The sequence below is a fragment of the Pseudomonas sp. FP2338 genome, assembly GCF_030687515.1.
Taxonomy (GTDB): Bacteria; Pseudomonadota; Gammaproteobacteria; order Pseudomonadales; family Pseudomonadaceae; genus Aquipseudomonas; species Aquipseudomonas salomonii.
Genome location: NZ_CP117436.1, coordinates 1,765,661 through 1,783,520, shown reverse-complemented (window position 1 = coordinate 1,783,520; position 17,860 = coordinate 1,765,661). Strand labels below are relative to the sequence as shown.

Here is a 17,860-nt window from a genome sequence, read left to right as displayed (position 1 = left end):
CTCGCCACATAGATCGAGCTAGCCTTGGTTTTTCACAACCTCACCGCCATCACTGAACTGCAACGCCGCTAACCGTGCATACAACGGATTACTCGCAATCAACTGTTGATGCGTGCCCACTGCCACCAGCTTGCCTTGGTCCATCACCGCAATGCGGTCGGCGTTCTTCACCGTGGCCAGCCGATGTGCAATCACCAGCGTGGTACGGCCCTGCATCAGCTGCGGCAAGGCTTGCTGGATCAAGTGTTCACTCTGCGCATCGAGGGCGCTGGTGGCTTCGTCCAGCAGCAGGATCGGCGCGTCCACCAGCAACGCGCGGGCAATGGCCAGGCGCTGGCGTTGGCCGCCGGAGAGGCCCATGCCGCCGTCGCCCAGATGGGTCTGGTAGCCGTCGGGCATTTGCAGGATGAAGTCGTGGGCATGGGCGATGCGTGCCGCGGCTTCGAGCTGTTCGCGGGTGGCGGACGGGTTGCCGTAACGGATGTTCTCTTCGACGCTGCCGAAAAACAGCGCGGGGCTCTGGGACACCAGCGCGAAATGACGGCGCAGGTCCATCGGCTCGAGTTCGGTCAGCGCGTGCCCTTCGAGCAGGATGCGGCCCTGCTGCGGGTCGTAGAAGCGCAGCAGCAAATCAAAGATCGTCGATTTACCCGCGCCGGATGGCCCGACCAACGCCAGGGTTTCGCCGGGGTTGATGCTCAGGCTCAAGCCGTCGATGGCGTAGCTGTCCGGCCGCGACGGGTAGGAAAAGCGCAGGTCTTGCAGCTCCATACGACCACTGACCCGCTCCGGCAACTGCACGGTGCCTTCGGCGGGCGCCTGGATATCGTTGCTTGATTGCAACAGTTCGCCAATCCGTTCGGCGGCACCGGCAGCACGTTGCAGCTCGCCGAGCACTTCGCTGAGGGTGCCCACCGCACTGCCGACGATCAGGCTGTAAAACACGAACGCCGCCAACTCACCGCCGGAAATCCGCCCACTGATCACATCCATACCGCCCACCCACAGCATCACGCCCACGGCGCCGAGCACCAGCATGATCACCAGCGTAATCAGCCAGGCGCGCTGTGCGATGCGTTTACGCGCGGTGGCAAACGCCTCTTCCACGGTGACGGCAAAGCGCTGTTCGTCCTGCACCTGGTGGTTGTAGGCCTGCACGGTCTTGATCTGGCCAAGCGTCTCCGACACGTAACTGCCCACATCGGCAATACGGTCCTGGCTCAGCCGCGACAGGCTGCGCACGCGACGACCGAAGATCAGGATCGGCGCCAGCACCAGCGGCAGCGCCACCACCACGATGCTGGTGAGTTTGGGGTTGGTGACAAACAACAGCACAATGCCGCCGATGACCATCAAGGCATTGCGCAGGAACAGCGACAGGGACGAGCCGATCACCGATTGCAGCAAGGTGGTGTCGGTGGTCAGCCGCGACTGGATCTCCGAACTGCGGTTGTTCTCGTAAAAGCCTGGGTGCAGGTAGATCAGGTGATTGAAGACTTGCCGACGAATGTCCGCCACCACCCGTTCGCCGATCCACGACACCAGGTAAAACCGCGCAAACGTACCCACGGCCAGGCCCAGTACCAGCACCATGAACAGGCCAATGGACTGGTTGAGCAGGTGCGGCGACTGGGTCATGAACCCCTGGTCCACCAGCAGGCGGATGCCCTGCCCCATGGACAAGGTGATGCCGGCGGTGACAATCAGCGCCAGCAAGGCGCCCAGCGCCTGCCAACGGTAGGGCGCGATAAAGCGGCTGGCCAGGCGAATGGCACGGCGTTGACGGACTGAGAACATGGCGGTCATACCGTTGAGGAACCTGTACACCAACATTGGGGGAACTTAGCTGAATAACAATGCGTCAGGTTAATTATGCCCGCCGATATCGATGCCTAGAGGCTATCGGTCTAACGCCTGGGTGGAAATTTGTATCGGTTTCTGCTGGACTGGGCGTTCGAACCGGTGATCGTGTAAGGAGTTGTAATAGCGCGGTCACGCGGGGGGATTAGATTAGGTACACAACCTGATGAGGAGACAGGCCATGACCTTGCAAAACAGCACTGACGCCAAAATTGAAGTGATTCGCCAGCCGCAGCACCTGCCGTGCTCGTATATCGATGCCAAGGGCCGCGAAGTGCAGATTACCGAAGAAATGATCCAGCAAGCGTGCAGCGACCTGGAACAGCGACTGGTCAAACCTGCCAAGCAAGGCTGACGCGCCCACGCTCTTTCAGACCCGGCCTCTATGGCCGGGTTTTTTATGCCTGTTCTTTTATAGTCCGCTTTTTGTGGCGAGGGAGCTTGCTCCCGCTGGGCCGGGCTGGCGCTCCAGTGCTAAGCGCCCCTGAAAGCCTGCGACTGCTGCGCAGTCGAACGGGAGCAAGCTCCCTCGCCACATGGGTAACCTGTCCTAAAAAGAGTTGGCACCCAATGCAGTGACGATGCTCGACAACACTGCCGACTCGCCATTGATCCGCACCTTCAAGCCATCGATCTCGCGACGCTCCGGGTAATGCTTGCGCAGCAGGTCAAACGCCTTGCGCTGCTCTTGCACGGTGCCTACAAGACTGCGGCGCAAATCCGCATCATCGCGGCGCGGGTCATACACACTGCGGCACAACGTCGCCAGCGCCCAGGCCGGGTCTGTCGAGGCATTAAGATGCACCTCGGCCAGCCATGGCTGCGGCAGCAAATCAGCCAGCTGAATACCGGGTTCCTGGCCCAGATAGGCGCAGAACGCCTGGTAGATCTGCGCCGTGCCGCGCTGTTTGCCGTCGAGGCTGTAGCCGGCGATATGCGGTGTGGCCAGCACGCACAGGTCGGCCAGGTCGACGTCCACTTCGGGCTCGCCTTCCCACACGTCCAGCACCGCTTGCAGGTCTTCGCGCTCCAGCAGCACTTCGCGCAGGGCCGCATTATCAACCACAGGGCCGCGGCTGGCGTTGATCAGCCAGGTGCCGGGCTTGAGACGGCCAAGGCGCTCACGATCAAACAGATGCCAAGTGGAGCCATTGCCGGATTTGGTCAGCGGTGTGTGCAGGCTGATCACGTCGCACTGCTCGATGATCTGCGCCAGGCTGACGTAATCACCGTCTTCGGCGATCTGGCGCGGCGGGTCGCACACCAGCACGTTCCAGCCCAGGCCTTTGAGCACCTTGACCAGACGCCCGCCCACTTCACCGGCACCGACGACGCCATAAGTGCGCTGGTTCAGGTCGGCGCCTTCGATTTCGGCCAGGGTCTGCAAACTGCCCAGCACGTAGTCCACCACGCCGCGAGCATTGCAGCCTGGGGCGCTGGACCAGGTGATACCGGCCTGCTTGAAGTAATCCAGGTCCAGGTGATCGGTACCGATGGTGCAGGTGCCCACAAAGCGCACCTTGGAGCCGTCCAACAAGGCACGGTTGACGTTGGTGACCGAGCGCACCAGCAGCACATCGGCCTGCTCGACCGTGGCGCGGTCGATGGAACGCCCGGGTACGCGGCGAATCTCGCCAAACCCTTCGAAGAAGGCATCGAGCAGCGGAATATTTTCGTCGGCAACAATCAACATGGCAGGCTCCTTTCGCGGATTGGCAGTGTACAGGGATGCGTAGTTTGAGTGTGGGAGCTGGCTTGTGTGGGAGCTGGCTTGCCTGCGATGGCATCACCTTGATCTTCCTGAAACACCGAGGTGCTTGCATCGCAGGCAAGCCAGCTCCCACACAAGTCCGCTCCCACAAGGATTCTGAGGTGCCCGACAGGTCGCATTACAAATCAGCAACACAGGTTTTTTCCTGACCACTGCGTCAAAGCGTAGACTTCGCCGTCCTTTGCAACTCTTTTACTGGACACCCGCACGTGAACACCGCCACCGCCACCCTTTCCCGCCCCGCCCGCGTCAGTCGCGAGGTCCGCAGCCTGCTGACCCTGGCCCTGCCGATCATGATCGGCCAACTCGCCACCACGGCCATGGGCTTTGTCGATGCGGTGATGGCCGGGCGCGTGAGCCCGCGAGACCTGGCGGCGGTGGCCTTGGGCAACTCGATCTGGATTCCGGTGTACCTGCTGATGACCGGCACGCTGCTGGCCACCACGCCCAAAGTCGCCCAGCGCTTCGGCGCCGGTCACCACACCGAGATTGGCCCGCTGGTACGCCAATCCCTGTGGCTGGCAGTGGTTGTGGGCATCACTGCCCTGCTGATGCTGATCAGCGCCGAGCCGATCCTGCATGCGATGAATGTCGACCCCGAGCTGATCAAACCCTGTATGGCTTACCTGCACGGCATCGCGTCCGGCATGCCCGCCATCGCCCTGTATTACGTGTTGCGTTGCTTCAGTGATGGCCTGGGCCGTACGCGCCCCAGCATGGTCATGGGCCTGTGCGGGCTGGCGTTGAACATTCCACTGAACTACGTGTTCATTTATGGCCACTTCGGTGTGCCGGCCATGGGCGGCGTGGGCTGTGGCTGGGCTACAGCCATTGTGATGTGGGTGATGATGCTCGGCCTCGCCGCCTGGACCCGCTGGGCACCGGCGTATCAGAGCAGCGAGTTGTTCAAGCGTTTCGACTGGCCGCAATGGGCCGTGATCAAGCGCGTGCTGGGCATCGGCCTGCCGATCGGGATCGCAGTATTTGCCGAATCGAGCATCTTTGCGGTGATCGCCCTGCTGATCGGCAGCCTGGGCGCCAACGTGGTCGCAGGGCATCAGATCGCGCTGAACTTCAGCTCGCTGGTGTTCATGATTCCCTATTCGCTGAGCATGGCGGTCACGGTGCGGGTCGGCCAGGCATTGGGCCGTGGCGAGCCGCGTGAAGCACGCTTTGCCGCCGGGGTCGGCATGGGCACGGCACTGGCCTACGCGTGCCTGTCCTGCAGCCTGATGCTGCTGTTTCGCGAACAGATTGCCACGATTTACACGCCTGACCCGCTGGTGATCCACGTGGCATCGATGCTGATCGTGTTTGCGGCGCTGTTCCAGTTCTCCGACGCGATCCAGGTCACCGCTGCCGGCGCGCTGCGTGGCTACCAGGACACACGGGTGACCATGGTGCTGACCTTGTTTGCTTATTGGGGCGTGGGGTTGCCGGTGGGTTATGCCCTGGGGCTGACCGATTGGCTGGGCGCAGCGAGTGGGCCGAGTGGGCTGTGGCAAGGGCTGATCGTGGGCTTGAGCTGCGCCGCGGCGATGCTGGTGATCCGCCTGGCACGCAGCGCGCGCCGGCGGATTCGCCTGGCTTAAGCGGACTTCTTGCGAATCCAGTACAGGTACGTGCCGGCCTGCTCCTGCTGATCCACCAGTTCGTGGTCGAGGAACACGCAGAATTTGGGAATATCACGGCGGGTCGACGGGTCGGTGGCGATCACCTTGAGCAAGCCGCCCGGCGGCAGGTCGCGGATGTGCTGGTGCAACATCATCACTGGCTCCGGGCAGTTGAGGCCGGTGGCGTCGAGCACAGCGTCTACAGGCAGGTCGAGGGTTTGATTCATACATCACTCCTGAAACGGGCGCCGCTCAACAATGTGGGAGCGGGCTTGCTCGCGAAGACGCGGGCACATTCAATATAAATTTCGACTGTTATACCGCTTTCGCGAGCAAGCCCGCTCCCACATTTGAACTGAGCCAGACACACAATCAGCGGCCTTTAGGTTTCTTCGTATCCACCAAGCGCCGCAAATGGCAGGTCACTTCCTCACGGTCGTGATACAGCTGTTTGCAGCCGATCTCCACCCGAATGCCACGGGCCTTGAAGCCCTCTTCGATGCGCTCAAGCAAACGCTTCACTTCAGCATAACGCTGCTTCATCGGCAGTTTCAGGTTCACCACCGCTTCGCGGCAATGCCCTTCGCCAATCCAGGTTTCCAGCAGCGCGGCGTTGCGCGCCGGTTTCTCGACGATATCGCAGACCATCCAGTCCACCGGCTGCTTGGGCACGAAGGTGAAGCCGTCGGCCATCAAGTGCTGTACCAGGCCGGTGTCCATCAGGCTTTCGGCCATGGGGCCGTTGTCGATGGCGGTCACCAGCATGCCACGGTTGACCAGTTGCCAGGTCCAGCCGCCGGGTGCTGCGCCGAGGTCGACGCCGGTCATATCGCCATGCAGGCGTTCGTCCCACTGGTCGCGGGGGATGAAGTGGTGCCAGGCTTCTTCAAGCTTGAGGGTCGAACGGCTGGGCGCGTCACGCGGGAACTTCAGACGTGGGATGCCCATCGGCCACATGGCCGAGTTGTTCGACTCGGCCAGGCCCATGAACACTTCGCGGCCGCTTTTGAAGGTCAGCAGCAGGCGCGGCTTGCTCGGGTCGTCCACCAGCTTGCCGGCGTTGAGCAAGGCTTTGCGCAGGTGCACTTCAAATTTCTTGCAGAAGTTCGACAGCTCTTTGCCGTCGTTGGTGTCGACCATCTCCAGCCACAGGCTGCCGCACACCGGGAATTCGCGCAGGTGGGCGAGGATCACGCTGATGCGGTCGGTTTCCGGCAGGTCGATAAACACCCCGCGCGCCCACTGCCTAGGGAAGATCAGCTCGGCAAACCGCTGGCCGTGCATCAAGCGCTGGGCGCCGTCTTCTTCGGTGCAGACAAATTCGGCGCAGGCGCTGCCGGTCTTGGCCTTGGCGTAGCCGGAAACGTTCAGGCGCGCGGCGTGTTCCGCGATCTCGGAACAGACTTCGCCTTCAAAACCCGGGCGGCAGTGCATAAAAAGGGTGTTCATCAACTCTCCTGGTGACTCAACCGGCCTTGCGCTATCGCAATACCTGTCATGAAAACGCGCGCATGATAGCCGAGTTCGGAACCTTGGACTTAACGATAGAGTCCAGTTATTAGCCTGCTAATGAAAACAGGGCTAAGTTGAAAGCTCTGTTCGTCCCGTCAGGTCCGTAGCCGTGCGGACCATAAGGAGTCATGTAATGTCATCGCTAGATAGCCTGAGAACCCTTAAAACCCTGCAGATCGACGACAAGACCTACCACTACTTCAGCTTGCCCGAAGCCGCCAAGAGCCTGGGTGGCCTGGATAAGCTGCCGATGTCCCTCAAGGTGCTGCTGGAAAACCTGCTGCGCTGGGAAGACGACAAAACCGTCACCGGCACTGACCTCAAGGCCATCGCCGCCTGGCTCAAAGAGCGCCAGTCCGACCGCGAGATCCAGTACCGCCCGGCCCGCGTATTGATGCAAGACTTTACCGGCGTACCCGCCGTGGTCGACCTGGCCGCCATGCGCGCCGCCGTGGCCAAGGCCGGTGGCGACCCGCAACGCATCAACCCGCTCTCCCCCGTGGACCTGGTGATCGACCACTCGGTGATGGTTGACAAGTTCGGCAACGCCGACGCCTTTGAGCAAAACGTCGACATCGAGATGCAGCGCAACGGCGAACGCTACGCCTTTCTGCGCTGGGGCCAGAACGCTTTCGACAACTTCAGCGTGGTGCCACCGGGCACCGGCATCTGCCACCAGGTTAACCTCGAATACTTGGGCCGCACGGTGTGGACTAAAGACGAAGACGGCCGCACTTACGCCTTCCCCGACACGTTGGTGGGCACCGACTCCCACACCACCATGATCAACGGCCTCGGCGTGCTCGGCTGGGGCGTGGGCGGCATCGAAGCGGAAGCGGCGATGCTCGGCCAGCCGGTGTCGATGCTGATTCCGGAAGTGATCGGCTTCAAGCTGACCGGCAAATTGAAAGAAGGTATTACTGCCACCGACCTGGTGCTGACCGTCACCCAGATGCTGCGTAAAAAAGGCGTAGTGGGCAAATTCGTCGAGTTCTATGGCGACGGCTTGGCCGACCTGCCCCTGGCCGACCGCGCCACCATCGCCAACATGGCTCCGGAATACGGCGCCACTTGCGGCTTTTTCCCAGTGGATGAAGTGACGTTGGACTACCTGCGCCTGTCCGGCCGCCCGGCAGAAACCGTGAAGCTGGTGGAGGCCTACACCAAGGCCCAGGGCCTGTGGCGTAACGCCGGCCAGGAACCGGTGTTCACCGACACCCTCGCGCTGGACATGGGCAGCGTCGAAGCCAGCCTCGCCGGGCCGAAACGCCCGCAGGACCGGGTGTCACTGCCCAATGTTGGCCAGGCGTTCACTGACTTTCTCGACCTGCAATTCAAACCCGCCAGCAAAGAAGAAGGCCGCCTGGAAAGTGAAGGCGGCGGCGGCGTTGCCGTGGGCAATGCGGATTTGGTCGGCGAGACCGACTACGAGTACGACGGCCACACCTACCGCCTCAAAAACGGCGCAGTGGTGATTGCCGCGATTACCTCCTGCACCAACACCTCCAACCCCAGCGTGATGATGGCCGCAGGGCTGGTGGCGAAAAAGGCCGTGGAAAAAGGCCTGACCAGCAAGCCGTGGGTGAAAACCTCCCTGGCGCCTGGCTCCAAAGTGGTGACCGACTACTACAAGGCGGCTGGCCTTACCCACTACCTCGACACGCTCGGCTTTGATCTGGTCGGCTACGGCTGCACCACCTGCATCGGCAACTCCGGCCCGTTGCCTGAGCCGATCGAAAAAGCCATCCAGAAGGCTGACTTGTCGGTAGCGTCCGTGCTGTCAGGCAACCGCAACTTTGAAGGCCGCGTACACCCGCTGGTGAAAACCAACTGGCTGGCCTCGCCGCCGCTGGTGGTCGCCTATGCCTTGGCCGGCACCGTGCGCATCGACATCAGCAGTGAGCCGCTGGGCGAAGGCAAGGACGGCAAGCCGGTGTACCTCAAAGACATCTGGCCGAGCAGCAAAGAGATTGCCGACGCTGTTGCGCAGGTCAGCACCGGCATGTTCCACAAGGAATATGCCGAGGTGTTTGCCGGCGACGAGCAGTGGCAGGCGATTGAAGTGCCACAGGCGGCCACCTATGTGTGGCAGAAGGATTCGACCTACATCCAGCATCCGCCGTTCTTCGACGATATTTCCGGGCCATTGCCGGTGATCGAAGACGTCAAGGGCGCCAACGTGCTGGCCCTGCTGGGCGATTCGGTGACCACCGACCACATCTCCCCCGCCGGCAATATCAAGACCGACAGCCCCGCTGGCCGTTACCTGCGCGAACAGGGCGTGGAGCCGCGAGACTTCAACTCCTACGGCTCACGCCGGGGTAACCATGAAGTGATGATGCGCGGCACCTTTGCCAATATCCGTATCCGCAATGAAATGCTCGGCGGCGAAGAAGGCGGCAACACGTTGTACATCCCTACCGGCGAGAAAATGCCGATCTACGATGCCGCCATGAAGTACCAGGCCTCGGGCACGCCGCTGGTGGTGATTGCAGGGCAAGAATACGGCACCGGCTCAAGCCGCGACTGGGCGGCCAAGGGCACTAACCTGCTGGGGGTCAAGGCGGTGATCGCCGAGAGTTTCGAGCGGATTCACCGCTCCAACCTGGTGGGCATGGGCGTGTTGCCATTGCAGTTCAAGCTGGACCAGAACCGCAAGGCGCTCAAGCTGACCGGCAAGGAGAAGATCGACATTCTGGGGCTGACCGATGCCGAGATCGAGCCACGGATGAACCTGACGCTGGTAATTACCCGCGAAGATGGCAGCAACGAGAAGGTTGAGGTGCTGTGCCGGATTGATACGCTTAATGAGGTGGAGTACTTCAAGGCCGGTGGCATCTTGCACTATGTGCTGCGCCAGTTGATCGCGTCCTAAGCAACACGGGAGATCAAATGTGGGAGCTGGCTTGCCTGCTCCCACAGTTTTGACCGTGTTTCAGATCAGCCGAACAGCCACTTCCACAGCAGCACCAACACAACCACCGCCAGCACCGGCCGCGCAATGCGGTAGGCCTTGGGATGCTTGCGCTTCCACTGCTTGACCACACCACTGAACTTGTCGCTGAAGGTCTTGCTCCAGGCATACGCCTGGTTGATCCCGCCCACCCGCTCGTCATCCAGGTTCTGCGGCGCCGTCGCGCGACCCAGCTGCTTGCTGACCCAGCGGTTGACGCCGGTCATGAGGCGGTTGCTCAGCGGGCGTTCGATGTCGCAGAACAGGATCACGCGAGTCTTTTCCGTCTCGTTCTTGACCCAATGCACATAGGTTTCATCGAACATCACGTCTTCACCGTCGCGCCAGGCGTAAACCTGGCCGTCGACGAAGATGCGGCAGTCGTCGGAGTTCGGTGTGGACAGGCCCAAGTGATAACGCAACGAGCCGGCAAACGGGTCGCGGTGCGGGTTGAGGTGGCTACCGCCCGGCAATAGAGCGAACATTGCGCCCTTGACGTTGGGGATGCTGCTGACCAAGGCCACGGTTTTCGGGCACAGCGCCTCGGCCGATGGCAGCGGTTTGTCGTACCACTTGAGATAGAAACGCTTCCAGCCCTTCTTGAAGAACGAGCCGAAACCGGCGTCGTTGTTCTTTTCGGCGGCGCGAATGTAACCCTCGTCGAACAGGTGCATGGCCTCTTCGCGGATCACTTCCCAGTTGTCCTTGAGCACATCCAGTTCCGGGAACTTGCTGCGGTCCAGGTACGGCTTGGACGGCACGGCCGAGAACAGGTACATCAAAGCGTTATAGGGTGCGAACAGCGCCGAATGGTTGACGAACTGGCGCAACACCGGCAAACGCGCCTTGCCGCGCAAGTGCACATACAGAATGCTGCCGATAAACAACGCCAGCACCGACAGTTTGGCGGCCAAAGAAAAGGTCATGCAGCAACTCCTGAAAATAAGCGCCTGGCCAGCAACCTCCCGTCAACGGGAAACCAGACGTAGCAGCCGGCCATGATAAACACTTGGGCCATTATGCAGAAGGCCCAGGAAAACCGGCTGACATAAATCAACCCTGTGGCGAGGGAGCTTGCTCCCGTTGGACCGGGCTGGCGCTCCAGTGCGTAGCGCTCCCGTTTTTTTTAGGGCCGCTTCGCGACCCAGCGGGAGCAAGCTCCCTCGCCACTGGTGAGCATCACGCCTGGGTTTCTTGCTCGGTAAACAGATCACTGAACAACATGCTCGACAGGTAGCGCTCGCCGGAGTCCGGCAGGATCACCACGATGGTCTTGCCCTGCATTTCCGGCTTCTCGGCCAGACGCACGGCCACGGCCATGGCGGCGCCGCAGGAGATACCGCACAGAATCCCCTCTTCCTGCATCAGGCGCAGGGCCATGGCCTTGGATTCGTCGTCGGTCACCAGCTCCACGCGGTCAACCATCGACAGGTCAAGGTTCTTCGGCACAAACCCGGCGCCGATGCCCTGGATTTTATGCGGGCTCGGCTTGATCTCTTCACCGGCCAGCGCCTGGGTGATCACCGGCGATACCCTCGGCTCAACCGCCACCGACAGAATCGGCTTGCCGGCAATGTTCTTGATATAGCGCGAAACCCCGGTAATGGTGCCGCCAGTGCCCACACCCGCCACCAGCACGTCCACCGCGCCATCGGTGTCATTCCAGATTTCCGGGCCGGTGGTTTTCTCGTGAATGGCCGGGTTGGCCGGGTTTTCGAACTGGGCCGGCATAAAGTAGGTGGTCGGGTCGCCGGCGACAATTTCGCCAGCCTTGTCGATAGCGCCTTTCATGCCCTTGGCCGGCTCAGTCAGCACCAACTCGGCGCCCAGGGCCTTAAGCACTTTACGGCGCTCGATGCTCATGGAGGCCGGCATGGTCAGCAGCAGTTTGTAGCCACGGGCGGCGGCGACAAACGCCAGGCCGATGCCGGTGTTGCCGGAGGTCGGCTCGACAATGGTCATGCCCGGCTTGAGTTTGCCGGTGCTTTCGGCGTCCCAGATCATGTTGGCGCCAATGCGGCATTTCACCGAATAACCCGGGTTACGCCCCTCGATCTTGGCCAGGATGGTCACGCCACGCGGCGCAATGCGGTTGATCTGCACCAGGGGCGTGTTACCGATGGAGTGCGCGTTGTCGGCAAAGATACGGCTCATGACGGGTCCTTAAGGCAAATTCAAGAAGGCCCCAAGGGTATGCCTCAGGCCTTTAGGCGTCCAGTCAGAGGAACGTTGCGCCCGCGCGTGCGGTCCATCGCCTATACCGTTGGAGAGTAATGACATGAAACGTCGCTACAGTGGGCTGCTATGGATCGTCGCCATACTGGTGGTAGTACTGATCGCCCTGGACCTGGCCCTGCCTTATCTGGTGCGTAATTACCTGAACGACAAGCTGGCCGACATGGGTGACTACCGTGGCCAGGTCACTGATGTGGACCTGGCCTTGTGGCGTGGCGCCTACCGCATTAATGGCCTGAAAATTGTCAAGGTCGACGGCAAAGTGCCGGTGCCGTTCGTCGACGCGCCGCTGATTGAATTTGCCGTCAGCTGGCACTCGCTGTGGTACGACCATGCCGTCGTCGCCGAGGGCCATTTCGTAAAGCCTGAAATCAACTTCGTCGACGGCGGTGCCAACAAACAGGCGTCCCAAACCGGTAAAGGTACCGACTGGCAGCAACAGTTAAAAAAACTGCTGCCGATCACGCTGAATGAAGTGCGCATTGAAGATGGCAAGATCGCCTTTCATAATTTCAGCTCCAAGCCCCAGGTGAACATCAAGGCCACCGAGGTCAATGCCAGTCTGTACAACCTGACCAACGTGGTAGACCTCAAAGGCAAACGCGACGCGCGATTCGAAGGTAAGGCCCTGCTGCAGGGCCAGGCCCCTATGGAGGCCAACGCAACCTTTGATCCTTTAAATAATTTTGAAGACTTCGAATTCCGCTTCCGCGCCCGCGACTTGCAACTTAAACGCATGAACGACTTCGCCTCGGCCTATGGCAAATTCGACTTCAAGGCTGGCACCGGCGACGTGGTGATTGAAGCTCAAGCGGAAAAAGGCCAGCTCACTGGCTATATCAAGCCGCTGCTGCGCGATGTAGAAGTGTTCGACTGGAAACAGGACGTGGAAAACAAGGACAAAAACATCTTCCGCTCGATCTGGGAAGCCGTGGTAGGCACCAGCGAAACCGTGCTCAAGAACCAGAACAAAAACCAATTTGCTACCCGCGTAGAACTCAGTGGCAGCGTGCATCAACAAAATATCAGCGCGTTCTCCGCATTTTTGGCGATTTTGCGTAATGGTTTTATTCAAGCGTTCAATGCGCGCTACGAACAACCCAAGCCTTCCGCCAACTAACCCTGGGAGCTGGCTTGTGTGGGAGCTGGCTTGCCTGCGATAGCATCAACTCAGTCTGCCTGAATCACCGAGGTGCTCGCATCGCAGGCAAGCCAGCTCCCACATAAGCATCAGCATAACCCCCGCCCGTTGGCCTGCGACGTGACCGGCCATTCAGAGACTGAATAACCCGTCTGCGTTCACAGTCGCCGGGGCTGCGCGGTATAGTCCGGGCATTGATGAATTTGAGGAATGACCGATGAAGTTCGAAGGCACCCAGGCCTATGTGGCTACCGATGACCTGAAACTGGCCGTCAACGCCGCCATCACCCTGGAGCGGCCGCTGCTGGTCAAGGGCGAACCGGGCACCGGCAAGACCATGCTCGCCGAACAATTGGCCGAGTCCTTCGGCGCCAAGCTGATCACCTGGCACATCAAGTCGACCACCAAGGCGCATCAGGGCCTGTATGAGTACGACGCGGTCAGCCGCCTGCGCGACTCGCAGCTAGGCAATGAGAAAGTCCACGATGTGCGCAACTACCTGAAAAAGGGCAAGCTCTGGGAAGCCTTCGAGGCCGAGGAGCGCGTGATTCTGCTGATCGATGAAATCGACAAGGCCGACATCGAGTTCCCCAACGATCTGCTGCAGGAACTCGACAAGATGGAGTTCTACGTCTATGAAATCGACGAGACCATCAAGGCGAAGAAACGCCCGATCATCATCATTACTTCCAACAACGAAAAAGAGCTGCCGGACGCCTTCCTGCGCCGCTGCTTCTTCCACTACATCGCCTTCCCCGATCGCAGCACCCTGCAAAAAATCGTCGACGTGCACTACCCCGACATCAAGAAGGACTTGGTCAGCGAAGCGCTGGACGTGTTCTTCGACGTGCGCAAAGTGCCGGGCCTGAAGAAAAAGCCGTCCACCTCCGAACTGGTCGACTGGCTCAAGCTGTTGATGGCCGACAACATCGGCGAAGCCGTACTGCGCGAACGCGACCCGACCAAAGCCATTCCGCCGCTGGCCGGCGCCCTGGTCAAGAACGAGCAAGACGTACAGTTGCTGGAGCGTCTGGCGTTCATGAGCCGTCGCGGTAATCGCTGATGCTGCTCAACCTGTTCAATGAGATGCGCGCCGCCAAGGTGCCGGTGTCGGTGCGCGAGCTGCTCGACCTGATCAACGCGCTTAAACAGCGCGTGGTTTTTGCCGACATGGACGAGTTTTATTACTTGGCCCGGGCGATTCTGGTCAAGGACGAACGGCATTTCGACAAGTTCGACCGTGCGTTCGGCGCCTATTTCAATGGGCTGGAAAAGCTCGACGACCACTTGCAGGCGTTGATCCCTGAAGAATGGCTGCGCAAGGAATTCGAACGCTCGCTGACCGACGAGGAACGCGCGCAGATCCAGTCCCTTGGCGGACTGGACAAGTTGATAGAAGAGTTCAAGAAACGCCTGGAAGAACAGAAAGAACGCCACGCCGGCGGCAACAAGTGGATCGGCACCGGCGGCACCAGCCCGTTTGGCTCCGGCGGCTATAACCCGGAGGGTATTCGGGTTGGCGATGCCGGCAAACGCCAGGGCAAGGCGGTAAAGGTCTGGGACCAGCGCGAGTACAAGAACCTCGACGACCAGGTGGAATTGGGCACGCGCAATATCAAGATCGCCCTGCGCCGCCTGCGCAAGTTTGCGCGCCAGGGTGCGGCTGAAGAGCTGGATATCGACGGCACCATCGACCATACGGCGCGGGATGCCGGCTTGCTGAATATCCAGATGCGCCCGGAGCGGCGCAACACCATCAAGCTGTTGCTGCTGTTCGATATCGGCGGTTCGATGGACGCTCACGTGAAGATCTGCGAAGAGCTGTTTTCGGCGTGCAAAACCGAGTTCAAGCACCTGGAGTACTTCTACTTCCACAACTTCGTGTACGAGTCGGTGTGGAAGAACAACCAGCGCCGCACTTCGGAGCGCACCTCCACCCAGGACCTGCTGCACAAGTACGGCGCCGACTACAAAGTGATCTTTATCGGCGATGCGTCGATGGCGCCATATGAAATCACCCAGGCCGGCGGCAGCGTCGAGCACTGGAATGAAGAGCCTGGGTATGTGTGGATGCAGCGCTTCATGGCCAAGTACAAGAAGCTGATCTGGATTAACCCGTACCCGAAAGACACCTGGGGCTATACGGCGTCCACGGGAATTGTGCGCGAGTTGGTGGAGGATCAGATGTATCCGCTGACGTTGCGTGGGTTGGAAGAAGGGATGCGTTTTCTGTCTAAATAAGCGGTGTATTCACTGACGCTATCGCAGGCAAGCCAGCTCCCACATTTTGAATGCATTCCAAAGTTGAAATGCACTCCCCTGTGGGAGCTGGCTTGCCTGCGATGCTTTTAGCAATTCCCAAACCGCTGCAAAAACTCGATGTGCTGCCGATGCGCGGTCTCCTGCACCACCGGCGCCAGCCTCACCTTCTCCCCCGGCAAACACTGCGCCAGCCGCGCCAATGCCAACGGTGTCAGCGCGCCCAGGCGCGGATAACCACCGATGGTCTGCCGATCATTGAGCAACACAATCGGCTGCCCATCCGGCGGCACCTGAATCGCGCCCAACGGGATGCCTTCAGAGATCAACGACGGCCCCTGATACTGCAACGGCGTGCCCAGCAAACGCATGCCCATGCGGTCGGCACGGCTGTCCAGCGACCAGTCGGTATTGAATGCATCGAACAGGCTCTGCCCGCTGAACTGGCCGATCTGCGCGCCGACAATCACGTCCAACGGCGCTTTTGCCGGCAGATCAGGCGCGCTCAGCACCTTCATCGCGCCGCCCGTACCGGAATAACCCAACCGCCCGCCTTCGGCCAAGGCCTTGCCGAAACCGTCCAGCCCACCCAATTCCTCACGTACCACCGTGGCGCAACTGCCCAGCACGGCCGGCGCATCAAACCCGCCGGGCGCCGCCAGGTAAGCCCGCGCACCGCTGAACGGCTGGGTAAAGCGCAGACGTTGGCCTTTTTGCAGGATAAAACTGCGCCCAGGGCTGATGACGCGTTCGTCGATATAGGCGCCCAAATCCGCCCCGGCCAATGCCAGCAAGCAATAGTCTTCGGCCTGCACGGTAAACCCGCCCAAGGTGATTTCCACCACCGGTGCATCCAGCGCATTGCCCAGCAGCCAATTGGCCCAGGACATCGACACCCAATCCAGCGCACCGCCCTGGGTCACGCCCAAGTGGCGTACGCCAAAGCGCCCGGCGTCCTGCAACAGGCACAGCGGCGTGCTGGCCTCGATCAACAAGCAGCTCATGCCTGCGCCTCCAACGGCGTGTCATCGCCACCCAAACGGATGAATTCGGCGTGATCAACTGCTTCGAAACGCACCGTGTCGCCCGGCTGCATCAAGCTGTAGCCGTCACGCTCACGGTCGAACAGTTTGGTCGGGGTGCGGCCGATCAGGTTCCAGCCACCCGGCGACACCACCGGGTAGGCGGCGGTTTGACGCTCGGCAATCCCGACACTGCCGGCCGCCACGCGTTTACGCGGTGTGTTGAGGCGTGGCGTGGCGAGGATTTCGTCCACCAAGCCCATAAAGGCAAAGCCGGGCGCGAAGCCGAGGGCAAATACCTGGTATTCATGGGTGCTGTGGCGTTCGATCACCTGCTCGACCGACAAACCGCTGCGCTGGCTGAGCAAGGTCAGTTCCGGGCCGACACTCAAGTCGTACCACACCGGCAACACGTGACACTGGCCGCTGCCTTGCGCCTGGGGTTGCAAGTCGGTCAGCGCCTGATCGATCAGTTCCCGCGCTTGAGCGGGGCTCAGCGCAGTCAGGTCGTAATGCACCATCAAGGTGGTGTAGGACGGCACCAGATCCACCAGCGCGGCGCCAAAACCTTCGCGCAGGCGCCGGGTCGCGGCGAGCATCCACGGCATATTGGCTTCGGCAATCACCTCAAACAGACGCACCATCAGGCAGTCGATGGCCACCACTTCGATGCGCGGCTTCATGCTGGCTTCAACGCCTCGCGGATGCGCTGCACAGCGGCGATCGAGCTGGCGTTATCGCCGTGTACGCACAGGGTGTTGGCCTGCAACACCAGGGCGCTGCCGTCGCTGGCCGTCAGGGCTTGCCCACGGGAAATGGTCAGGGCTTGCTGCACGATGGTGTCGGCGTCGTGATGGACCGCACCCGGCAACTGGCGCGAAACCAGATGGCCCTTTGGGTCATAGGCGCGATCAGCGAAAGCTTCGAACCACAGTGTCAGGCCGAACTCATCGCCCAGTGCCTGGGCCTCGCTGTTGTCGCTTTTGGCCAGCAACATCAGGGGCAAGTCGCCATACGCGGCCACAGCCTGCATCACCGCACGCAGTTGCGCCGGCTTGGCCATCATGTCGTTGTACAGCGCGCCGTGGGGTTTGACATAGCTGACGCGGGTACCCTGCGCACGGCAAATGCCCTCAAGGGCACCGATCTGGTAGTGCATCAGGTCCTGGATTTCCTGCGGCGTGTAGGCCATGGAGCGGCGGCCGAACCCTTGCAGGTCCTGGTAGGCCGGGTGCGCGCCGATCTGCACACCGTGCTTGAGGGCCAGGCTGACGGTCTGGCGCATGATGCTGGGGTCGCCGGCATGAAAGCCACAGGCTACGTTGGCGCAATCGATGAACGGCATGACCTCGGCGTCCAGACCCAGGGTCCAGTTGCCAAAGCTTTCGCCAATATCGCAATTCAAAAGCAGACGGCTCACGGTGGTTGCTCCTGTAGGCTTTGTATTTTTTGTAGTGTGGGATTTTTTACGCAGAACTCGCAACTTGTCCTGAC

15 protein-coding genes are annotated in these 17,860 nt (G+C 60.8%); 6 read left to right on the top strand and 9 right to left on the bottom strand.

Annotated elements, in window-relative coordinates; all coding sequences use genetic code 11:
* Nucleotides 1-18 precede the first annotated feature (18 nt).
* Nucleotides 19-1,806: an ABC transporter transmembrane domain-containing protein gene (locus PSH96_RS08130; RefSeq protein ID WP_305458609.1), complete on the bottom strand. Its 1,788-nt coding sequence runs from the start codon at nucleotides 1,804-1,806 to the stop codon at nucleotides 19-21.
* A 235-nt stretch (nucleotides 1,807-2,041) separates the two neighbouring features.
* Between PSH96_RS08130 and PSH96_RS08125 the strand changes: the two genes are divergently transcribed.
* A complete protein-coding gene (locus PSH96_RS08125) occupies nucleotides 2,042-2,215 on the top strand; it encodes a PA1571 family protein (RefSeq protein WP_305458608.1) in 174 nt (57 codons plus the stop codon).
* Between the two features lie 195 nt (nucleotides 2,216-2,410).
* Here the strand turns inward: PSH96_RS08125 and pdxB are convergent, their stop codons facing one another.
* On the bottom strand, nucleotides 2,411-3,553 hold the full coding sequence (pdxB, locus tag PSH96_RS08120; protein WP_305458607.1) for a 4-phosphoerythronate dehydrogenase PdxB: 1,143 nt from the start codon (nucleotides 3,551-3,553) through the stop codon (nucleotides 2,411-2,413).
* 287 nt (nucleotides 3,554-3,840) lie between these two features.
* Here pdxB and PSH96_RS08115 point away from each other — a divergent pair, with 287 nt between their 5' ends.
* Nucleotides 3,841-5,223 (top strand): MATE family efflux transporter, encoded by a 1,383-nt coding sequence (locus PSH96_RS08115; RefSeq protein ID WP_305458606.1) that lies wholly within the window; start codon nucleotides 3,841-3,843, stop codon nucleotides 5,221-5,223.
* Here PSH96_RS08115 and tusA read toward each other — a convergent pair.
* Both tusA and rlmM read right to left on the bottom strand, forming a co-directional pair.
* On the bottom strand, nucleotides 5,220-5,471 hold the full coding sequence (tusA, locus tag PSH96_RS08110; protein ID WP_305458605.1) for a sulfurtransferase TusA: 252 nt from the start codon (nucleotides 5,469-5,471) through the stop codon (nucleotides 5,220-5,222). The genes PSH96_RS08115 and tusA overlap by 4 nt on opposite strands.
* A 145-nt stretch (nucleotides 5,472-5,616) precedes the next feature.
* Nucleotides 5,617-6,693 carry a 23S rRNA (cytidine(2498)-2'-O)-methyltransferase RlmM gene (gene rlmM, locus PSH96_RS08105; protein WP_305458604.1) on the bottom strand — a complete coding sequence of 359 codons (1,077 nt, stop codon included), beginning with the start codon at nucleotides 6,691-6,693 and terminating at the stop codon, nucleotides 5,617-5,619.
* A gap of 196 nt (nucleotides 6,694-6,889) precedes the next feature.
* Between rlmM and acnA the strand changes: the two genes are divergently transcribed.
* On the top strand, nucleotides 6,890-9,631 hold the full coding sequence (acnA, locus tag PSH96_RS08100) for an aconitate hydratase AcnA (protein ID WP_305458603.1): 2,742 nt from the start codon (nucleotides 6,890-6,892) through the stop codon (nucleotides 9,629-9,631).
* 65 nt (nucleotides 9,632-9,696) lie between these two features.
* Here the strand turns inward: acnA and PSH96_RS08095 are convergent, their stop codons facing one another.
* Nucleotides 9,697-10,635 (bottom strand): aspartyl/asparaginyl beta-hydroxylase domain-containing protein, encoded by a 939-nt coding sequence (locus PSH96_RS08095; RefSeq protein ID WP_065929169.1) that lies wholly within the window; start codon nucleotides 10,633-10,635, stop codon nucleotides 9,697-9,699.
* Between the two features lie 253 nt (nucleotides 10,636-10,888).
* Nucleotides 10,889-11,863, bottom strand: coding sequence for a cysteine synthase A (gene cysK, locus PSH96_RS08090; RefSeq protein ID WP_305458602.1), 975 nt, complete (start codon nucleotides 11,861-11,863; stop codon nucleotides 10,889-10,891).
* Between the two features lie 124 nt (nucleotides 11,864-11,987).
* Between cysK and PSH96_RS08085 the strand changes: the two genes are divergently transcribed.
* The 3 genes from PSH96_RS08085 (at nucleotide 11,988) to PSH96_RS08075 (ending at nucleotide 15,326) form a co-directional block, all read left to right on the top strand.
* On the top strand, nucleotides 11,988-13,064 hold the full coding sequence (locus PSH96_RS08085; protein WP_305458601.1) for a DUF748 domain-containing protein: 1,077 nt from the start codon (nucleotides 11,988-11,990) through the stop codon (nucleotides 13,062-13,064).
* 238 nt (nucleotides 13,065-13,302) lie between these two features.
* Complete coding sequence (locus PSH96_RS08080) at nucleotides 13,303-14,148, top strand: MoxR family ATPase (protein ID WP_138816245.1); 846 nt, start codon at nucleotides 13,303-13,305, stop codon at nucleotides 14,146-14,148.
* Nucleotides 14,148-15,326 carry a VWA domain-containing protein gene (locus PSH96_RS08075; RefSeq protein ID WP_138816246.1) on the top strand — a complete coding sequence of 393 codons (1,179 nt, stop codon included), beginning with the start codon at nucleotides 14,148-14,150 and terminating at the stop codon, nucleotides 15,324-15,326. The genes PSH96_RS08080 and PSH96_RS08075 overlap by 1 nt, the downstream gene beginning before the upstream one ends.
* A gap of 107 nt (nucleotides 15,327-15,433) precedes the next feature.
* Here PSH96_RS08075 and PSH96_RS08070 read toward each other — a convergent pair whose 3' ends face one another.
* Genes PSH96_RS08070 through PSH96_RS08060 form a run of 3 tightly spaced genes read right to left on the bottom strand, consistent with a single transcriptional unit; the run spans nucleotide 15,434 to nucleotide 17,786 of the window.
* Nucleotides 15,434-16,348, bottom strand: coding sequence for a biotin-dependent carboxyltransferase family protein (locus tag PSH96_RS08070; protein WP_305458600.1), 915 nt, complete (start codon nucleotides 16,346-16,348; stop codon nucleotides 15,434-15,436).
* Nucleotides 16,345-17,049, bottom strand: coding sequence for a 5-oxoprolinase subunit PxpB (gene pxpB, locus PSH96_RS08065; protein WP_305458599.1), 705 nt, complete (start codon nucleotides 17,047-17,049; stop codon nucleotides 16,345-16,347). Before pxpB ends, PSH96_RS08070 begins: the two co-directional genes overlap by 4 nt.
* Nucleotides 17,046-17,786, bottom strand: coding sequence for a 5-oxoprolinase subunit PxpA (locus PSH96_RS08060; protein WP_305458598.1), 741 nt, complete (start codon nucleotides 17,784-17,786; stop codon nucleotides 17,046-17,048). Before PSH96_RS08060 ends, pxpB begins: the two co-directional genes overlap by 4 nt.
* Nucleotides 17,787-17,860 lie beyond the last annotated feature (74 nt).

What these genes read in the sequence shown, in the direction of transcription:
- PSH96_RS08130 (WP_305458609.1), bottom strand. Translation starts at nt 1,806, where the DNA reads ATGACCGCCATGTTCTCAGTCCGTCAACGCCGTGCCATTCGCCTGGCC.
- PSH96_RS08125 (WP_305458608.1), top strand. Translation starts at nt 2,042, where the DNA reads ATGACCTTGCAAAACAGCACTGACGCCAAAATTGAAGTGATTCGCCAG.
- pdxB (WP_305458607.1), bottom strand. Translation starts at nt 3,553, where the DNA reads ATGTTGATTGTTGCCGACGAAAATATTCCGCTGCTCGATGCCTTCTTC.
- tusA (WP_305458605.1), bottom strand. Translation starts at nt 5,471, where the DNA reads ATGAATCAAACCCTCGACCTGCCTGTAGACGCTGTGCTCGACGCCACC.
- rlmM (WP_305458604.1), bottom strand. Translation starts at nt 6,693, where the DNA reads ATGAACACCCTTTTTATGCACTGCCGCCCGGGTTTTGAAGGCGAAGTC.
- acnA (WP_305458603.1), top strand. Translation starts at nt 6,890, where the DNA reads ATGTCATCGCTAGATAGCCTGAGAACCCTTAAAACCCTGCAGATCGAC.
- PSH96_RS08095 (WP_065929169.1), bottom strand. Translation starts at nt 10,635, where the DNA reads ATGACCTTTTCTTTGGCCGCCAAACTGTCGGTGCTGGCGTTGTTTATC.
- cysK (WP_305458602.1), bottom strand. Translation starts at nt 11,863, where the DNA reads ATGAGCCGTATCTTTGCCGACAACGCGCACTCCATCGGTAACACGCCC.
- PSH96_RS08085 (WP_305458601.1), top strand. Translation starts at nt 11,988, where the DNA reads ATGAAACGTCGCTACAGTGGGCTGCTATGGATCGTCGCCATACTGGTG.
- PSH96_RS08080 (WP_138816245.1), top strand. Translation starts at nt 13,303, where the DNA reads ATGAAGTTCGAAGGCACCCAGGCCTATGTGGCTACCGATGACCTGAAA.
- PSH96_RS08075 (WP_138816246.1), top strand. Translation starts at nt 14,148, where the DNA reads ATGCTGCTCAACCTGTTCAATGAGATGCGCGCCGCCAAGGTGCCGGTG.
- PSH96_RS08070 (WP_305458600.1), bottom strand. Translation starts at nt 16,348, where the DNA reads ATGAGCTGCTTGTTGATCGAGGCCAGCACGCCGCTGTGCCTGTTGCAG.
- pxpB (WP_305458599.1), bottom strand. Translation starts at nt 17,049, where the DNA reads ATGAAGCCGCGCATCGAAGTGGTGGCCATCGACTGCCTGATGGTGCGT.